The 18,890-nt window shown below is 39.7% G+C and carries 19 protein-coding genes; 12 read left to right on the top strand and 7 right to left on the bottom strand.

The genetic code is table 11. The features are described from left to right. Positions 1-66: 66 nt before the first annotated feature. The 3 genes from proC to ACFQ38_RS04415 all read right to left on the bottom strand — a co-directional run bounded on the left by proC (position 67) and on the right by ACFQ38_RS04415 (position 3,502). Positions 67-876 carry a pyrroline-5-carboxylate reductase gene (gene proC / locus ACFQ38_RS04425; RefSeq protein WP_381479887.1) on the bottom strand — a complete coding sequence of 270 codons (810 nt, stop codon included), beginning with the start codon at positions 874-876 and terminating at the stop codon, positions 67-69. 363 nt (positions 877-1,239) lie between these two features. Next, positions 1,240-2,349: a hypothetical protein gene (locus ACFQ38_RS04420; protein WP_381479886.1), complete on the bottom strand. Its 1,110-nt coding sequence runs from the start codon at positions 2,347-2,349 to the stop codon at positions 1,240-1,242. A 13-nt stretch (positions 2,350-2,362) separates the two neighbouring features. Next, positions 2,363-3,502, bottom strand: a complete 1,140-nt coding sequence (locus ACFQ38_RS04415; protein ID WP_381479885.1) for an SPFH domain-containing protein — start codon at positions 3,500-3,502, stop codon at positions 2,363-2,365. 177 nt (positions 3,503-3,679) lie between these two features. Between ACFQ38_RS04415 and ACFQ38_RS04410 the strand changes: the two genes are divergently transcribed. Together ACFQ38_RS04410 and ACFQ38_RS04405 are read left to right on the top strand one after the other, a co-directional pair. Then, positions 3,680-4,627 (top strand): MBL fold metallo-hydrolase, encoded by a 948-nt coding sequence (locus ACFQ38_RS04410; protein WP_381479884.1) that lies wholly within the window; start codon positions 3,680-3,682, stop codon positions 4,625-4,627. Continuing rightward, a complete protein-coding gene (locus ACFQ38_RS04405) occupies positions 4,611-5,369 on the top strand; it encodes an SDR family NAD(P)-dependent oxidoreductase (RefSeq protein WP_336823235.1) in 759 nt (252 codons plus the stop codon). The genes ACFQ38_RS04410 and ACFQ38_RS04405 overlap by 17 nt, the downstream gene beginning before the upstream one ends. A 548-nt stretch (positions 5,370-5,917) precedes the next feature. Here the strand turns inward: ACFQ38_RS04405 and ACFQ38_RS04400 are convergent. After that, positions 5,918-6,193 (bottom strand): alpha/beta-type small acid-soluble spore protein, encoded by a 276-nt coding sequence (locus ACFQ38_RS04400; RefSeq protein WP_336823236.1) that lies wholly within the window; start codon positions 6,191-6,193, stop codon positions 5,918-5,920. Between the two features lie 149 nt (positions 6,194-6,342). Between ACFQ38_RS04400 and hprK the strand changes: the two genes are divergently transcribed. Both hprK and ACFQ38_RS04390 read left to right on the top strand, forming a co-directional pair. After that, the gene (hprK, locus tag ACFQ38_RS04395) at positions 6,343-7,263 is read left to right on the top strand and encodes an HPr(Ser) kinase/phosphatase (RefSeq protein WP_336823237.1); all 921 of its coding nucleotides are present in this window, start codon (positions 6,343-6,345) and stop codon (positions 7,261-7,263) included. Positions 7,264-7,277: 14 nt separating this feature from the next. Next, complete coding sequence (locus ACFQ38_RS04390) at positions 7,278-8,108, top strand: DUF2785 domain-containing protein (RefSeq protein WP_336823238.1); 831 nt, start codon at positions 7,278-7,280, stop codon at positions 8,106-8,108. 67 nt (positions 8,109-8,175) lie between these two features. On the opposite strand, the gene ACFQ38_RS04385 is transcribed toward ACFQ38_RS04390, so the two are convergent. Beyond that, positions 8,176-8,859 carry a TetR/AcrR family transcriptional regulator gene (locus tag ACFQ38_RS04385; RefSeq protein ID WP_336823239.1) on the bottom strand — a complete coding sequence of 228 codons (684 nt, stop codon included), beginning with the start codon at positions 8,857-8,859 and terminating at the stop codon, positions 8,176-8,178. Positions 8,860-9,172: 313 nt separating this feature from the next. Between ACFQ38_RS04385 and ACFQ38_RS04380 the strand changes: the two genes are divergently transcribed. The 7 genes from ACFQ38_RS04380 to ACFQ38_RS04350 all read left to right on the top strand — a co-directional run bounded on the left by ACFQ38_RS04380 (position 9,173) and on the right by ACFQ38_RS04350 (position 17,257). Then, a complete protein-coding gene (locus ACFQ38_RS04380; protein ID WP_381479883.1) occupies positions 9,173-10,678 on the top strand; it encodes a BCCT family transporter in 1,506 nt (501 codons plus the stop codon). 28 nt (positions 10,679-10,706) lie between these two features. After that, complete coding sequence (locus ACFQ38_RS04375) at positions 10,707-12,755, top strand: CocE/NonD family hydrolase (RefSeq protein ID WP_381479881.1); 2,049 nt, start codon at positions 10,707-10,709, stop codon at positions 12,753-12,755. Between the two features lie 86 nt (positions 12,756-12,841). Beyond that, positions 12,842-13,984: a M24 family metallopeptidase gene (locus ACFQ38_RS04370; protein ID WP_381479879.1), complete on the top strand. Its 1,143-nt coding sequence runs from the start codon at positions 12,842-12,844 to the stop codon at positions 13,982-13,984. Between the two features lie 112 nt (positions 13,985-14,096). After that, positions 14,097-14,600 carry a DUF2179 domain-containing protein gene (locus ACFQ38_RS04365; RefSeq protein WP_336823243.1) on the top strand — a complete coding sequence of 168 codons (504 nt, stop codon included), beginning with the start codon at positions 14,097-14,099 and terminating at the stop codon, positions 14,598-14,600. Between the two features lie 424 nt (positions 14,601-15,024). Next, a complete protein-coding gene (locus ACFQ38_RS04360) occupies positions 15,025-15,348 on the top strand; it encodes a PadR family transcriptional regulator (RefSeq protein ID WP_381479877.1) in 324 nt (107 codons plus the stop codon). Beyond that, positions 15,345-16,232: a permease prefix domain 1-containing protein gene (locus tag ACFQ38_RS04355; RefSeq protein ID WP_381479876.1), complete on the top strand. Its 888-nt coding sequence runs from the start codon at positions 15,345-15,347 to the stop codon at positions 16,230-16,232. The genes ACFQ38_RS04360 and ACFQ38_RS04355 overlap by 4 nt, the downstream gene beginning before the upstream one ends. Then, on the top strand, positions 16,229-17,257 hold the full coding sequence (locus tag ACFQ38_RS04350) for a hypothetical protein (protein ID WP_381479875.1): 1,029 nt from the start codon (positions 16,229-16,231) through the stop codon (positions 17,255-17,257). Before ACFQ38_RS04355 ends, ACFQ38_RS04350 begins: the two co-directional genes overlap by 4 nt. Positions 17,258-17,498: 241 nt before the next feature. Here the strand turns inward: ACFQ38_RS04350 and ACFQ38_RS04345 are convergent, their stop codons facing one another. Then, entirely contained in the window at positions 17,499-17,801 is a 303-nt protein-coding gene (locus ACFQ38_RS04345) for a general stress protein (protein ID WP_336823247.1), read from the bottom strand. A 185-nt stretch (positions 17,802-17,986) separates the two neighbouring features. On the opposite strand from ACFQ38_RS04345, the gene ACFQ38_RS04340 reads away from it, so the two are divergent. Further along, positions 17,987-18,610 (top strand): DUF4309 domain-containing protein, encoded by a 624-nt coding sequence (locus tag ACFQ38_RS04340; RefSeq protein ID WP_381479874.1) that lies wholly within the window; start codon positions 17,987-17,989, stop codon positions 18,608-18,610. On the opposite strand, the gene ACFQ38_RS04335 is transcribed toward ACFQ38_RS04340, so the two are convergent. After that, positions 18,591-18,827, bottom strand: a complete 237-nt coding sequence (locus ACFQ38_RS04335; protein ID WP_381479872.1) for a cysteine-rich CWC family protein — start codon at positions 18,825-18,827, stop codon at positions 18,591-18,593. The two genes, ACFQ38_RS04340 and ACFQ38_RS04335, sit on opposite strands and share 20 nt — an antisense overlap. Positions 18,828-18,890 lie beyond the last annotated feature (63 nt).

Raw genomic sequence — 18,890 nt, 5'->3', positions numbered from 1 at the left:
TTTCCCCGAGTATATCAAAATACATGCGAAAGCTGAGAAAATCTGCTTCAGCACTAAATGAGTAAATTATGACAAAGCCCCTAATTCACGCGATCTTCCTTCAGCGCTATCTATGCATTCCGCAATTGTTTGTTTGAATTTTCGTGTTTCCAATGCATTCAATCCAGCTTCCGTAGTTCCGCCTGGGCTTGTAACATTTTGTCTTAAAGTAATTGGGTCTTCTCCAGTCATTTTTAACATGGATGCTGCACCGTCCAAAGTTTGGATGATCAATTCACGTGCGATTTCTTTCGATAGCCCTTTATCAATTGCCGCTTCCTCTAAAGCTTCGACTAAATAATAAACGTATGCAGGACCGCTTCCTGATAATGCTGTAACAGCGTGCAAATCTTCCTCTCGAACTTCTTTGACAATCCCAATGGAAGAAAGCAATTGGATAAATTGATCTTTGCATCGCTGATCTACTTTGCTGTTCATTGCAATACCACTTGCAGATTTACCGATAGTAGCGGAAGTGTTTGGCATAGAGCGGGCGATAGGGCGCATGCCTAATCCTTGTTCTATCGTTTTGATTGGAGTTCCGGCAATGACAGACAATGCTGCTGTGTGATCATTCAAATGTGGAGCAATTTCAGCCATGGCTTGTCGGATATCTTTCGGTTTAGTTGCAAGCACGATCATATCAGCAAATTTTAATGCCTTTCGTTCAGGGCAGACGATCGATATTCCGTAACGACCTTGCATGTAATCGAGTCGATCATCGTCTGATTTATTCATGACATAAATTCTTTTCGCATCTTCAGTATTGCGAACGACCATTCCTGCAATTATCGCTTCTGCCATTGACCCGGCACCTACAAATACAATCGTCTCCATATTGACCCATCCTCTCTTAATATCACATTGAATAAATGTAAAATAAAAAAGCGCTTTCGCCCTATAAACATCAGGACGAAAACGCTTGTTTCCGCGGTACCACCTAAATTTGCCAGCTTTACTGACACACCTATCGTCTTTCTTATCGCGAAAGGGACGGCTATGTTTCCATAGCTGCTCCGAAGTAGGTTCATCGTGGGAGAGGGAAGTGCGGCTCTCAGCCGGTGACCGCATTCTCTTATTTCCTTCACCATGACTACTCGTCTTCTTCAACGCATTGCCGTTGCTATAGGGATCAGATCTCCACTAATAATGTAAGGAAATTATGTCATGTAGTCTGAAAAAAGTCAACATTCAAAAGGACTATAAGAAATCTTGGAACAGAATGACTGCACCAACTGCAAGAATAGTTAGTAATGTGACAAATGCGACTTTCCAAAAACTTATCGGCGCTTTTCCACTAACTTTTCCTGTTTGGCCGTTCACTAAAAAGCGATATACTTTATTTTTAAATGTAAAAGACGAAATCCAAAGCGGCAGTAAAATATGCTTGAATGTAATGTCATTATATTCGGTATTTACTCTTACAATCCGCACTTCATCTCCGATTTCTTTTCGTAATATACCTGAACGAATTCTTGAGTCAATAATACTGCGTGCTTCCGACCATCCTTCTTTTAATGGGATCGAATATCGTTCCGCTAAAAATCCAGATAAATATTCTGTTTTGTAATCCGTCAGCTCTTTTAAATGAAATGGTTCTACTTGATCGATCAAACCAGAGGCGACATTGCGGGATGCTTTCACTAACACGTCATCATGGAATTTATGGTAGCGGCCATTTTGCGTTCTCCATCGGATTTTACGGACCCTTTCCGTCACTTGGACCGGTTTCCCATCTTTATATACGGTTCTTGTTTCCGTCACATAATAATATGTTCCGATTTTAACGGTATACACAGAGCGCGTGTCAGAGTCGAACGTCCAATAGGGAATATAAGCACCACTCAGTTTTTCAAGTTCATATTCTTTCTTCAAACGATTCGGAGCAAAATGTCTTTTCAAAATCCATTTTTTGAATTTATCGATTGCTTCTTCCTTTGCTATTTGGAAAGGGAGGACGAGTGCTGGTTTAATGCCTGCATCATGCTCCGTTACAGAGATATGTGAGGAGCCGCAAAATGAGCAAAAATCCGCTACTTTATTTTTATCCAGCACCGTTTCGGCGCCACAGTTATCGCATTTAAAAACACGTTTTTCCTCATTCCAAACATGATCCGCATGATCAAGGGCACTTAAATAATCATGTTCTATCGCATTGTCCAAAGATGCTTCTATTTCTTCCTCAGTGCCACAGAAAGGACATTTCATGCCTTTGGAAGCAGGATCGTAAACAGTATTTCCGCCGCATGAAGAACATTGGTTTACTTCCGTTTCTTCTACAGTTTTCAAGTCAGGGTCCATTTCCTTCATCGAGCCGGCCTCCTTACACGTCTAGCCCCGCACCGCATTCACCGCAAAATTTTGCTGTTGGGTTATTAACCGCACTACAAGCGGTACATTTCTTTTCAGTAATCTGTTTTGTGCCACATTCGCCACAAAATTTGGAGCCTTCTGTAATTTCTGCTTTGCAATGAATACAAGGCACCTTTTTTTGCTGTACAGATTGTCCGCATTCTGGACAGAATTTTGCCGATGTACGAATATTCGCTTGGCAATGAGGGCATGCCATTTTTTCTTCCGCTTGAGATGCTGTAGTTTGTTGGCTAGTAGTAAAAGCATTTGCCATCGCATTACCGATCGCCGCACCTGCGCCAAGACCGACGCCTGCACCTGCCATACCGCCACCTTCATTTTTAGCTGCGTCACGCAAAGCTTCAGCTGCTTGCCATTGTGTATATTGGTTCATATCACCTAAAACGCCCATCGTTGTTCGTTTATCCATCGCTTGCTCAACTTCTTTAGGAAGAGAAAGGTTTTCTATATAAAGCGACGTAATTTCAAAGCCGAATTGTGCAAATCGATCACGCATTTTTTCAAGGCCTTGTGAGCTTAGTTCGTCATAAAACATTGCAAGATCGAGTGCAGCTACTTGAGATTCTGCAAAAAGATCCGTCAAACCGGACATAATCATTTTTTTTAGATGACTATCAATGTTGCTCGTATCAAATGAAGAATTCGTTCCAAACAATTCCTTCATGAAAACAGCTGGATCTGCAACACGGTATGAATAGACACCATACCCCCGCAATCTAATCATGCCGAAATCTGGATCGCGCATCATGATAGGGTTTGAAGTTCCCCATTTTTGATCGATGAACTGCTTTGTATTGACAAAGTAAACTTCTGCTTTGAAAGGTGAATTGAAACCCGTTTTCCAAGATTTCAATTTTGTCAAAACTGGCATGTTTTGCGTATAGAGCACGTGATGGCCTGGACCAAAAACATCTGCAATTTCCCCTTCATTCACAAAAACCGCAGCCTGGGACTCGCGGACTATTAAACTTGCACCCATTTTAATTTCGTTGCCTTGCACAGGAAAGCGATACACCATTTTATTTGTACTTTGATCGGTCCATTCGATAACTTCGATGAGTTGGCTTTTAAAAAAGTCGAAAATGCTCATTTCCTTACCCCTTTCTATACAATTTACAGTAGAAAATGTAGAGTCATTATAACATAATACGAACGACTAATTTGAAAGGTTTCATAGAAATTCATCCTCGATGCGTGACGAGATCATTGAAAAGGAGTACAATTGAATGAATAACCATTCATATTTTTAAATCAAAGGAGATTTTTTATGATACATAAAATAGTGATTCCTACTCCATTCGCAGTGGGAGATGTTAACGCATTTGTTATAAAAGGGGATGCGCTTACTATCGTAGATGCTGGTCCGAAAACGCCGGAAGCATATGAAGCGATCAAGTACGGATTACGGGAAATTGGCTACTCGTTCAATGATATAGACCAAGTCATCTTAACGCACCACCATCCAGATCATGCAGGTTGGATTGATGCCTTCGATCAAGCCGAAATTATTGGCCATCCGTACAATGATTTATGGTTGAAACGGGATAAAGAGTTTATGGCGTATCATGACCGCTTTTATTTAACATGCCTAAAAGAAGAAGGGGTTCCCTCGAACTATTTCAATTGGGTAGAGAAGATGAAACGACCGATCATGCTAATGGGCGACAGGTCATTAGATCGATTCATAGGCGAAGGAGATATTGTAAGTGGACATCATAGTTGGGTCGTGATGGAGACTTTAGGTCATGCTCAAAGCCATATTGCTTTGTTTAATGAGAAAACTGGAGATATGATCGGTGGAGATCTCGTGCTCGAAAAAGTATCTTCCAATCCATTAATAGAGCCGCCTGCGGACCCAGATGCAGAACGCCCAAAGTCGCTTCTGCAATATAATGCATCATTGACGCGTCTTTTGAATTTGCCGATTGAAATCATCTATGGCGGCCATGGTGGAGAAGTTCGTAATGTTCACTCGCTTATAGAGGAAAGATTGGAAAAGCAGCATGAACGAGCGATGAAAGTATATGATATGTTGAATGATGGCAGCAGAACGATCTATGAATTGACGCAGCAATTATTTCCTCATGTGTACGAGAAGGAATTAGGGCTTACGTTATCAGAAACAATTGGCCAAATCGATTATTTACTATCTAAAGGACAGTTATTGGAAGTTAAGGATGATAAAGGGATCCTCCACTATGAACAAAAAAAGTAATGTGCTACTAACCGGTGCGACGAGCGGTGTAGGGTATGCGACAGCGATGCAGCTTTTATCTAATCCAGACCGTTTCAATGTTTTTGTTACAGGGAGAGCCCCTGATCGTCTTTACGAGTTGCAAAATGAAGGAGCGACAGCCATTCCTTGCGACGTTACAAAAGCGGAAGAGATCGATCGTCTTTTAGCTGCGATCGGTCATCTTGATATAGTGATTTTTTCTGCTGGTCTTGGAAAGTTTGCTGCTGCACACGAAATAGAGGATGATACAATCCAGTCAATGATGGATGTTAACGTAATTGCCCCAATGATAATGACGAAACGACTCCTTCCGAAAATGATGGAAAGGAGGGGTGGTCACCTTATATACATTGGTTCACAAGCGGGGAAGGTGGCTACTCCGAAAGCTTCAATCTACGCAGCGACGAAGCACGCGGTCATCGGATATACAAATGCGTTGCGCATGGAAGTAGCTCCTTACCATATTGATGTTTCAGTCGTACATCCTGGTCCAATTGATACGCCTTTTTTAGATAAAGCGGATCAGACGGGCGCATACCGCACTTCTGTTGGCAACCATTTGCTTGAAGTAGATCGTGTAGCCGATGCGCTTATTAAGCTTATCGATAAACCAGTGCGGGAAATCAATCTTCCGGCAATAATGGGTATTACAAGTAAGCTTTACGCCATGGCTCCTGCTTTTATAGAAAAAGCGGGAAAGAAATATTTTTATAAGAAATAAGCTGCTTTTTTACAATTGGAGCAGCTTGTTTTTATTTGCTACAGTATTACATCTTTTTTAATATCTATATAATATTATTATGTAAACTAAATACATCCTGTCCCTTTGCACAACGAAAAAGCATGACCTTTAAGGGGCCATGCTTTTCCTTCATGCAACGGAAAATTTGAGTTGTTTGTGAATCTTTCCAAACCTGTTCTTTCTGACAAACATAACGCTCGTCAGTGCAGTATAATGCTTCCGGCTCTATTCCCATCTCGGCGCAACCGTCACTTTTGTGAATCGGTTTCATAGTCCGGACTTCAATTTGCACTTCCACAAAAAACTTACCTTTTACCGCAAAATTGTTACGCTGTGGCTGAGCTCAACAAAATGAGCTTCAGACGAGTGTATACTTGCCAGTAAAGCAAATTTTCCGCCAAGGCTGTGCAATTCTTAGTGGCCGTGCACTCTATTGGCTCACTTCCACTATCGTTTCGCCTTGTATATTTACTGTACCCCAACAAAAAATTGATAAACCTTTTTTTACATATTTTTTGATTGTTGCACTATCTGTTTTCTTTAAGTTGTTTTTCGGCTAACCGTACCATTTCTTTTACCATGCTTCCACCAATCGTACCACCGATTTTTCCGGCCTGTTCTGCCGTAAGATTCCCGTTGTTTCCATTAGACAAAGGAATGCCGAGCTCTTCCGCAACTTCGAATTTAATGGAATCAGGATTGCTGCAATTTGCACGATAACCTTTTGACCGCATTACTTCACATTTGAGTTGATCCACTTGCGATTTTGCTTCGGGAACTAACAATTTATTTTTCTTCGCCACTGTACATCCCTCCTTTCAACTGTAGTCTTTGCAAAACAGAAGAAATTAAAGACGGTTTTCGTGAACTTAAACTATCAAGCATACGTTTAAATACATGTTATACTAAAACGAAATAGTGTGGAGTCGAAAGAAAATGGAGGGATTCGGGAATGAAAACGGTGACGATCCAAGATATCGTCCAACGATTTAATTTAGAAGTGCTTGTTGGCCATAATGAACTTGGCAGAGAGCTGAAAAAGACAAAAGTTCGTCGTCCGGGTCTTGAGTTCATGGACAAATTTGATTTTATTGCGACAGAGCATGTCCAAATTTTAGGGAAAAATGAAATCAATTATTTACATACTTTATCAGACGAAGAATGTAAATTGCGTATTGGCAATATAGTCCGCTATGATCCGCCATGCATAGTGATTACATCCAATCAGGAAGAACCATTAGGGCTCCGTCAATATTGTACCGAAGAGCATATTCCTGTGTTACGCACTCCAGATTCCACCAGTGAAATGAGTGCGAAAATGGATGCTTATGTTACAAAAGCGATGGCTCCAGAAATAGCAGTCCACGGCGTTTGTGTTAACGTCTCGGGCATCGGAATATTGTTGCGCGGAAAATCGGGTGTAGGGAAGAGTGAGACGGCCCATACATTGATTGGGAGGGGACATCGGTTAATTGCAGATGATATTGTCGTTCTTAAAAAGCTAAGTCCACAAACGCTTTTAGGAACGCATAATGAAAAAAATAAAGAGTTCTTAGCACTTCGCAGCATAGGTCTACTCAATGTAGTCCGTCTATATGGACGTGCAGCATTCCAAGAAGAAAGCCGGATTGCACTCGATATTGAGCTGACGGAATGGAAGGATAACTCATTAAATAATGAGTTGGAAATGGAAACAAAGTATAAGCACTATATGGATGTGCCAATTCCGCACATTCAAATCCAGCTGCAACCGGGAAGGGACGTAGCGGGGCTAATTGAAGCTGCTGCCAATAATTGGTATCTAATGCAGCAAGGATATAGTGCGGTAGAGGAATTTATGAGCCGACTTCAGCCTGAATTCAAGGATTCCTGAGAGGATGAAAACATTTGAAGCAGCAAATTAAAGAACTGATCGTAATGAATGAAAAACAATGTGCATCCTATATGGAGATGAACGGGGAAAAAGTATTTTCCTTTCTAATGAACAATATTGGTGCGCTTGATAGTGAGCTTCGTGATGATATGGTATATCGGTTATTCGTCAAATTAATCATGGGTAACCATTTTACGCGAGAACAATTAATAGAAGCTATAACAGCCAACGCAGGTGATCAATATTTATTTGCTTCAATAGGAGAAGAAGGAACAGATAGTGTTTTCCTTCGTTCTTTCTCGGCACTTTGGCTTGCAGGGTTGTTTTACGCTGATCGACAGCAGCCATTTTTGAACGCTGAATTAACAGAACCATTGATGGAAAGATGCATAACTTATTTGGCAAAGGAAAAAGATGTCCGAGGATATGTAGACCAAAAGGGATGGGCGCATAGTGTTGCGCATGGTGCGGATATGATGGAGTCGATTGTTTTGCATCCTCAGTGTCCAAAACGCTTCGTCCCAACAATTTTGAATAGTATTGAATCATGTTTCTATAAGGGAACTGTATATAGCGATGATGAGGATGAACGGCTTGTTGCCATTCTCATGGCCATCATGAAACAACAATATCCAGAGGAAGTCCTAATGGAGTGGGTTGAGCAAATCTTTGAACGGCTTGATAGGCGTTATAATGGTAAAGGGTATGACAAGGACTACTTCAATGCCCGGACAAACATTTTGCAATTTATGAAAACATATTACTTTGCATTGAAGAAGCAACTTATCGGACATCAATTGCAAAATACACTCTCTTATTTCATACAGAAAAAACAGAATATATAATAGAATGATCACCTTGAAATTAATAAACATGCAAAGGGCAATCCATCCCCCTTTGCATGTTTTTTATTCAAGAGCGCATAGCATTGTTATATTGTGTTTTGTCAGATACGTAGCGGATAATTTTCTGTATATACTCCATCGTTTTTTGTTCGGCTTTCTCCAAATTATAATCTAAACGATTATTCAATATATTTGTTAGCATACCTTGCCAAAGTAAATTGGTCATTTCATTAATATCATCAGCTTGTTCTTCTCCAATGAGTTTTTCATCCACCGCATTTTGCAATAATGATTGCCCTCGCTTCGACATGCTTCGCTCAAAAAGGGCAGGTTTCAATTCTTCTGGTATATGTATCAAATCTGCAGGGTACAATTCATAATAGCGTTCGATTAATTTTTCAGGTTGATCACCCAAATCCATTATGAAGACAGCATGGAAGATAGAAGGTTGTTTGAATGAATATTTGCAGAAGCATTCCCAAGCCAATATATATTTGTCCAAAGCTGTGTCGCCGTGTTTAATATAATTGGCTACATCATCGATATAAGGCTTCAAAAGCTTCATGGAAGCAAAAAAGATTAAGTGGGATGCTTCTGAAAAATAATTATAAATCGTGGCACTGTTATAGCCCGCCCGATCCGCAACTTTACGAATCGTCACTTGTTCAATTCCTTCTTCCTCGATGATTTCTACAGTTGCTTCAATAAAATACTTCCACATTCTTCCCATTTGAATTTTACGATTACTCAATAGATTGCACCTCATTTGCTTTCTCTTAACCGCTTACTTAGCAGTATACAATATTTTCATTCTCTTTATTATCAATTTTCCATTGTTCTCTGAAAGTTCATATGGTAACATAATCAATATTAAAATATAATCATGATTATTATATTTTAACTGATTATGTTTTTCAATCGAATCAGGATTTCGCGATGTGGCACTTTGCATAATTACTATTGGGAAAATGACTTATCGGTAGTTTGAAAGCGCTAACAAACTGAAAATACTTGGTTGGATGAAAGATATACAAAAACACATATTACAAATAGGGGTGAAAGTAATGAAGAAAGCAAAAGTAGATCCATTTATTTTTTGGACATCGATATTTGCTATTGTGATTGTAACGGTTTTATTAGTGATCAATCGCTCTACGGCTGAACCATATTTAGACAATTTGATGTCGTCCATTACGTTTAAAATGGACTGGGCATTTCAATTTTTAACATTCGGGCTATTTATTATTTTAGTTTGGCTGGCATTTAGCAGGTACGGCAATATCAAGTTAGGTGAAGGCAAACCTGAATTCTCCACTTTTAGTTGGGGAACTATGCTGTTCACGGCAGGAATGGGAACAAGTATTATGTATTGGTCGATGATTGAGCCAATTACTTATTTTTCTGGACCTCCATTTGGTGTAGAAGCCGAAGGAAAAGAAGCAGCTGAATGGGCGTTAACATATGGGCTGTTCCACTGGGGAATTTCCGCATGGTCTCTCTACGCGTTTCCGGCAGTTGTTATTGCCTATACGTATTTTGTTAAAAAACGACCATCTCTTAAGATGAGTGTAGCGTTAAGCGGTGCACTCGGAAAATACGCTGATGGCTGGATAGGAAAGTTAGTCGATATTTTAGTCATTTGGAGTTTAGTAGGTGGGTTGGGCACTTCTTTAGGATTAGGAGTCCCAATGGTTTCAGCAGTTGTCGCAAGCATTTTGGGCATCGAGCAAACACTTACACTTGATGCGATTATCGTTATTTGTATTACGATCATTTACTCTGCAAGTGCTTTTATCGGATTGCATAAAGGAATACGTCGTTTAAGTGATATAAATGTCTATTTGGCATTGGCACTTGCAATTTTTGTTTTTATCGCAGGTCCAACTTTATTTATTCTCACTTATTTCACAAATAGCTTTGGCATGATGATTCAAAATTTTGCAATGATGAGCTTTTATACCGACCCGATCGCTCAAAGTGGTTTCCCTCAAGGATGGACGGTCTTTTACTGGGCTTGGTTTGCGGCAACTGCTCCATTCATGGGACTTTTCGTTGCCCGAATTTCTAGGGGACGTACGATACGTCAGCTAATTGTCCACATGCTATTATGGGGTTCAATTGGCGGATGGATCTACTTTGGAGTGTTCGGTGGATATTCGATGAACTTGCAATTGCAAGATATTCTGCCTCTCAATGAGATTTTGAATACGAGCGGTGGCCCTGCAACTGTCGTAGAGATTTTGAACACATTGCCATTAAGTGCAATTGTATTGCCGTTTTTCGTTATTTTGGCATTGATTTTCCTTTCAACTTCAATGGATTCAGCTACATATATTTTATCAGCCATTGCTACGAAAGAGTTGAAAGAAGGACAAGAACCGGCACGATGGCATCGGATGGTTTGGGGCTCTATTTTAGCGATCATATCGATCTCATTGCTTTTAGTCGGTGGTCTGCGTGTTGTTCAAACTTCCGCAGTCGTTGTCTCGGTTCCAATTTACATCTTTTATTTACTGCTTATCGTTTCACTACTGAAATGGTTAAAGCAAGATTTTCCGAAGCAACAATAATATAAAAAGCATCTTAGGAGGGTTCAACATGGTATTTAACGTACGTGAAACAAACCGTGTCGTACGAACGGATTTCCCAAGAAAAGTAAAGGAAATTAAACATATTTGGATTCCAATGTCTGATGGAACAAGGCTATCGGCACGTATTTGGCTACCGGAAGACGCTGAACAAAATCCGGTGCCAGCTATACTTGAATATATTCCATATCGTAAGGACGACTTTACAGCGTTGCGTGATTCACTTCGACATCCTTATTTTGCAGGTCATGGCTATGCAAGCATCCGAGTAGATTTACGCGGATCAGGTGATTCTGAAGGGATCATGTATGATGAATATTTAAAACAAGAACAGGATGATGCCTTGGAAGTGCTCACTTGGATTTCGGAGCAGCCGTGGTTTACCGGAGGCATAGGAATGATCGGTAAATCATGGGGGGGATTCAATGGGCTTCAAGTTGCAGCGAGGCGCCATCCGCATTTAAAAGCAATTGTCACACTTTGCTCCACTGATGATCGATACGAGGATGATGTTCATTATAAAGGCGGTGCAATGTTAGCATCAGATATGCTTTGGTGGGCTTCTACAATGTTTGTATACAATGCGCGTCCTGCAGATCCAGAAATCGTTGGAGAGTCTTGGAAGGCAAATTGGCTTGAAAGGCTAGAGAAGACTCCACCATTCGTTGAAGAATGGGTTCGCCACCAACGTCGGGATGACTATTGGAAACATGGGTCTGTCTGTGAAAATTATGATGACATCGATATTCCTGTTTTTGCTGTAGGCGGTTGGGCTGATGGCTATACAAATGCAATTCCGCGTCTCTTAAAAGGGTTAAAAGGGCCTCGAAAAGGCTTAATTGGTCCTTGGGCACATGAATACCCTGAAATGGCAGTCCCTGGACCGCAAATCGGTTTTCTGCAAGAGTGCTTGCGTTGGTATGACCATTGGCTGAAAGGGATTGATACAGGTATTATGGAGGAACCAATGCTAAGAGCATGGATGCAAGATAGCGTGCCTCCACAAACGGATTACTTTGTCCGTCCCGGTTATTGGGTAGCAGAAGAGCAATGGCCACCTTCAAGCATTAACAACAAGAAATATTATTTGAATGGCTCCTCTTTAACAACTGAACCGAAGAAGTCGGGGGCCATACAAGTTGAAAGCGTTCAGCAGCATGGTCTACACGCCGGTGTGTTTTGCCCATTCGGACAACCGGGTGATTTGCCAGGCGACCAAAGAAATGAAAATGGTTATGCAGTTATTTTCGAGTCACAGCCTGCAGAAGAAAAAGTGCCTATTTTAGGTCATCCGAAATTCACCGTGGAATGCTCGTCAGATCAACCGAATGCGTTGCTTACAGTACGGTTGAATGACGTTGCACCGGACGGATCATCAACTCGTGTAACATGGGGGATGCTAAATTTAACACACCGGAATAGCCACGAATTTCCCGAGGAGCTTGAAGTTGGGAAAAAATATGAAATTACTGTGGAGATGAATGCAATCGGTCATGTTCTTTCTCCAGGCCACCGTTGGCAATTAGCGATCTCTCCAACCTATTGGCCTCATGCTTGGCCATCGCCAAAACCGGTTACATTGTCAGTCTATCCATCTGAAAAGACATATCTTACTTTGCCTATCCGTGCAGATCGAGAGATTGATATGACATTAAAGCCATTTGATCAACCTGAAACAGCACCTGTTCTTGAAAAAGATATTTTGAGAGAAGCAAAGCGTACTAGGGAAATTAAACATGATGTCATTTCGAACGTTTGGATATTGGACGATTTCTCTGATGAAGGTGCAAGAAAGCTTCACATAAATGGTATTGAATATGGCAGTACGAACCGCAACATTTTTTCGATAGAAGAAGGGGAGCCACTTTCAGCAAAAGTTCAATGTGACTGGACATTGACAGTAGGTCGAGGTGAATGGCAAACAAGCCTCGAAACGCATAGTGTTATGACCGCTGATGAAAAAAACTTCTATCTAATGAACAAATTGATTGCTTATGAAGGAGACGAAGAAGTTTTCAACAAAACTTGGGAAATAGAAATACCGAGAGATCATATGTAATGAGCAGGAGAGCGGAGTGCAGTCACTCCACTCTCCTCTCTTCTGCATTTGACTACGATGACTTACAAAAAGTAGGAGGGTTTCTGATGGAAGTGCGCCGAAGAGTTGAGCGTCTGCGTCAATATATGGAGGAACAAGGCATTCAGCTATCGATCATTTGGGATCCAGATAATCAGTTTTACGTAACTGATTTCCGGGCGATTTCGTATTCACGTCCGATTTTAACGTTTATTGATGTGCATGATGTGCAATTGATCATCCCGAAGCTTGAAGAGTCGCATGCTTCCGAACGGGCGCAAGTTGATAAGACACATATTTACTATGAGCAATATGCACACCGCAACCTTACACTTTCTTATCTTGAATTCGTCTGTAGAATCCTTAAAAAAATTCCTCGGCATAGTACAATTGGGATAGAGATGGCATCTATGCCCGCGTCTGTCTATCAATTTTTGCAGAAAAGCGGATACCAATTAACAGATATTGGAGACAAATTAATTGAGATGCGATCGATAAAAGAAGAAAAGGAAATTGAATGCTTGCGAATTGCGGGACGCCTATCAGATCTTGCCATAGCAGAATCCCTGTCAAATGTGCGCGTCGGGATAAGCGAGTTAGAGTTCGATTCATATGGGGATCGGGTTTTGCTTGAAACTGCTTCTCAGCAATATCCGAATGAATTGATCGGGTATGCAGATTGGACATGCTCAGGCACTGAACGAAGTGAAATGCCTCATCTCAATTCCAGTACAAGAAAATTTGCCGATGGAGATGTAGTCGTTCATAGCAGGCAAGTTTGGTATAACAATTATCGAGCCGAAAATGAGCGGACATTTTTAATCGGAAATGTAACAGAAAAGCAAAAGGATTTATTGAAGCTTGCAATTGAAGCTCAACAAGTCGGCATGAATATGATACGTCCTGGAATAGTAGCTAAAGAAGTAGATATCGCAACGTTCAATGTATTCAAAAAGGCAGGATATGCGGATTTTGTTCAGCATCGAGTCGGCCATGGACTTGGCTTATCCGAGCATGAGGAACCTTATTTACGTTTCGATAATGAGCTCATCTTAAAGGAGGGAATGGTTTACACGATTGAACCCGGTGTTTATGTGCCCGGCGTTGGTGGATTCCGCCATTCTGACACCGTAATAGTAACAAACGATGGAAGTTTTTCTATTACCGAATATCCAAGAGAATTTGAAAAGATGCATTTTGCTCTATCATAGTACCCTTGTTTACTGACTTCCTTATACCGTATGATGTTAGCCATAATGATCCGAAACTTGGAAATAATATAAAATGCTGAATACTATTATAGAGTAGGAGAAACGGATAGCCATGATTTTAACCATCATCATTATTAATCTATGTTATGTTTCTTTATTTACGTTGCGTGTCCTGTTCACATTTAAAGGTTTGCGTGTTATTGCATCTGTTGTCTCAATGGCGGAGGTGTTCATTTACTTAATGGGATTGACTTTAGTATTAGATAACTTGGACAAACCTATTAATATTGCGGCATATTGTTTTGGATGGGGATTAGGCGTTTATGTAGGAAGCCGTATTGAAAAAAAATTGGCATTAGGCTACACCGTGTTTGAAGTTGTCGTTAACGATACGGATATGGATATTTGCCGTTCATTGAGAGAAAAAAATTACGGTGTCACTTCATGGCTCGCTGACGGCAAGGATGGCAAGCGTCTCGTCATGAAAGTGTTAGCGAAACGAAAGGATGAGCATAAACTGCGCTCTACTATTTTGGAAATTGCGCCAAAAGCTTTTATCATTTCGTATGAACCGACTACTTTCAATGGAGGATTTTTAGTTAGAAATTTACGATGATGGATAGTCCTTTGACTGTTTCATAAAAAAAGCAAAGAAATTTAGTCCTGAAACAACTTTATTGCGGTACCGGAAATGATAAGAGACATTTCCGGTATCGTTTTTTAAAATGATCAATAGGATAAAGAATTTTTTCTGTTCTCGAAAAAAGATAGTAATTCGACGAAGGTAGCTGTTGGCTGAAGATATTCATTATTGATAACTAATATTTATCGTAATTCATTTAAGCGGGTTATCCATCTTCCAAAGTGTATAAGACCAGTATCTAGGAAAATTCCGTAAAATTGATGCTTTGGATTTGAATGGATCACACTTCTATAGCAGTTTTTTATTAGCGTTATAGAGGATAATCAAGATCATTATAATGTATACCTTGTAATGCGATGTACATCGTGGTAAGATGCTCTTAGAAGGAGTGATGTTATTGGACCAAGAGATGATGAAAGGTAGCATCGATTTGTTATTGTTGTCATTAATTTCCCAAAGAGATTTATATGGCTACGAAATTGTTAAAATTTTGAAGCAGCTTAGTGATGATAAGTATGAAATGAGCGAAGGAACACTTTATGCGGCGTTAAAAAGACTGGAAAAGAAACAATGGCTCGAATCGTATTGGAAAGAGACAGAGAATGGAAGAAGAAAATATTATACGCTTACAAATCAAGGCGGTTTGGCATTAAATAGCAAACGAGAGAATTGGGAGTGGATGAACGCTCTCGTTTTAAAAAGTTCGGAAGGATTATTATGAAACCTGCATTTCAGCGATTTATTAAAGGGATTGTTCGTCAAACTGATGGGAGCAGGGACGAACGGGAAGATCTCTATGAAGAGCTTTTAACTCATTTACAATGCTCTTTCTTTGATTTGCAAAGAAGTGGATATTCGGAAGAGGAGGCTACAACGATGGCTATGCGGAATTTTGGTGATGAGCAAGAAATCGGACGGCAGCTTCAACAAGCGATGTATCCTTTTCGGAAAGAAATGTTATTGGCTCTTTCAATATCATCGTTATTATTTTCTTACATTGTTTACATTTCCCAGTTGTTTATAATGGGTGATGCCCATATTCCTTGGCTAATTATCGCTGTAATGATCAGTTCTTTGCTGCTTTTCGTTACAATGCAGGCGATTCCTATTCTAAACAGGCGTTTTTGGATAAATGGATTGTTGCTTATCCATTTATTTGTCTTCTTATATGGTTTTTTATTAGCATCAGATATAAATTCTCCGCTTTCAATAGGCTTATCGATTATATCAATATTGATAATCGTGCTTTCGATCATATTGCTCTATCGAACGACGATTTACGATTTTTCAACAAAAGGGGAAATGTTTTATAAAGATGTTCGACGCCTTCATTTTGTAAATATAACGACAGGATTATTGCTTGGCGCTGCTACCTTATTTTGGTTATGGGCTGCTCTTTTTTTTGCGACAGATCAACTCCATATTATCTTGGTCATTCTATCAATTCCAATTGTTTGTTGGATCATTTCCTACGCAATACAAATGCGTTTACTCTCAAAGCAAAAGAAAAAATGGGCGTATGCAATTGCTTCCATTCAGTCGATTATTTTGCTTATAAGCGTCGGTTATTTATTGTTTAACATGTTTGGAGGCGCTATTTCATGAAAAAACCTACTATATGGATTGTAAGTTCTATTGCAATCATCACAATTGGGCTTGTCATTATGGGTTTTATGTTCGATGTATCCGAAAATGAAAAGCAAAATGGACTAACTGGTATATACGATGTCACAATTGACGGCATCATCGCTTTTGTAGAATTTGAACGAGGTAAACCAAGCCTTTATCAATCTGATAAAGATGGGAAAAAAGAGTTGTTAGCACAGTTTCCAGTCGATCAAACGATTGTAGATGTCAGCTTCTCCAATGATGGCCAAATTCTTTCATATGCTGTAACAGATAAAGAAATGGACATGGACAGCAATACAGAAATTCACTTTATTCACATGGATACAATGCAAGATGAAGTTGCTTTTACTGAAAATGCAATTGTTACAGAGATTGCTTTTGATCCGAAAGATTCTAGTTTGCTTTTTTATTTACGAGCGGATACATTTACAAATTATTCACCGATTACAGGAGAGCGACCACATGATTTTGACGTCTACAGTTTTAAAGTTGATATGAAAAAAAGTGAACGACATACACATATGAAAAAATATGCCATGAGCTCATTACATGTATCATCGGACGATGATACTGTTTTTGTACAAATGACCGACGATGATGATGTCCAATCTGCCGATGATGTGTTTCAGGCGAAACAAAGGATTTTTCAAATTCCTTTGAGTGATCCTGAAGAAAAAGAAATTATTAGCGACCCTTCTGGGCACGAAGATATTTATGATTTTTTAATAATTCCCGAGCGCAATGAAATCATTTTTCAAGCAGTCAGCGGAACTAAATCAAACGGGATTTTTCAGTATGATTTATTCAGCTTCAACTATGAAACTTTTGAAACAGAGCAATTGACGACTATGAGATCAAATGCATCCAAGCCGTTAAGAGGACCCGACGATCAAATCTACTTTATTGTCGACCGTCGTTTTGGAGAACGGCAGCCTGATTATCATTTATACAAAATGAAAATAGATGGCGGTGAGACAATGGAGGTTCCTTTAAATCATTAGAAAAAATTGTGTAGAAAGCAGTTTGTTTCTGAAAATAAGAAAAGGGGCTGTCCATTTGGGCAACATTGACTTTCCCCCTTTTACTATCCAGATCCACATTATCAAAAAATATTGCTCGCTTTCCGCATCGAAACTAATTTAAAGCTACGCCGTTGTTATTACGATATACAGTAAAAAAGGCTGTAGACAAAGATCCTTTGCCTACAGCCTAAAACCTATCAAATTATAAGGTTTTCATAAATTACTCTTGATCATTTTTCCGTTGACGCGCTCTTGCTTCTCCACCTTTACGTCCAGCTTCTTCTTGGCTCATTTTGCCGTCATTGTCATTGTTGTCGCTTTGGCGCGCTCGAGCTTCGCCGCCTTTTTTACCAATTTCTTCATAGAATTCTTTATCGTGATTCCGCGCAGTAGCCTCTCCGCCTTTTTTGCCAATCTCTTCATAAAACTCTCTATCATGGTTTTTGGCAGTTGCTTCTCCGCCTTTGCGTCCAGCTTCCTCCACCGTCATTTTGTTGTTGTTTTTGTTGTCATCTTTCGCCATTATTAATTCCTCCTCTTTGTTAGTAATAGAATAAATGTTGCTACTGAAGATGTTCCCTGTATATGAATCTATTAAACATGTTTGTGTAAAAGTTTTGCATTTCAATTTTTATATCTGTATTATTTTATAACAAAATGGAGTGATTTTATTGGACAACAAAAGGAAACAGCGAGGAGGCTTCAACTATGAAGAAAATGATGATCTACCTACTTCTTTTGCTACTTATAGCATCGATAGCTGCGTGTGGAGCAAGCAAAAGTGAAGATGATGGAGTTGTAGACGAAGAGGTAAGCGAAGAGAAAAATCAACAAATTGACGATAAAAAGTTAACTGATCAAGCTAAAGGCAATGCACAGAGTGACGAGGAGTTTCAAAAGAACCTATCTCTTGAGATGCTAAACAATCTCTATGAGGATGCAAAAAAAGGAAAAGTATATAAGGTACCTAATGGAATATATGTAGGAAAAACGACAAGAAAAGAAGTGGTTAATCGAATTGGTGAACCTGAAGAGCAGGACGATTATGACCATTACCACGGTTCAATGGGAAATGCATCGTATGCTTTCCGATACAATCAAAATGAAATTTTGCAGGAGGCACGCTATTTCGGAACGAATGTTGAGCGCCAAACGAACTTAGGAGGAATTACAGAGAAAGATTTACGTGAGCAGCTCGGAAATCCTCATGAATTAAGAACGATTGATGCAACAAATGAAACGAATTTCATTTATGATCTTAATCGTTACGAACTGCAGTTTGTCATAGGTGAAGATGGAACGGCTAGCCATGTTAATCTGAAAGTGAAGTAAGGGGTCTTCCAAAAAGAGTACCTGTTTTATATTTTTCTAAACAATTTTTGCATATACATGCTTTTCGAATAAATTCGGATTCCACGTAAGCAAAAATTCCTTCAGGAAATGTCTCTTCTGTACACCAGCATTCCCCAAGAGATTTGTCTCTGCCATAACAGCAATTATTCGAACCTCCGCATATAGGACAATTGATATTTATATTCGTGTCAGTCATTTTAATCGCTCCTTCAAGCGTAAGATTGAATTAGTATAACATGGAGACAGAGTAAGGAGCTAT

The sequence above is a fragment of the Sporosarcina contaminans genome, from assembly GCF_042679045.1.
GTDB classification, from domain to species: Bacteria; Bacillota; Bacilli; order Bacillales_A; family Planococcaceae; genus Sporosarcina; species Sporosarcina contaminans.
This window is presented reverse-complemented; position numbering and strand designations above follow the sequence as displayed.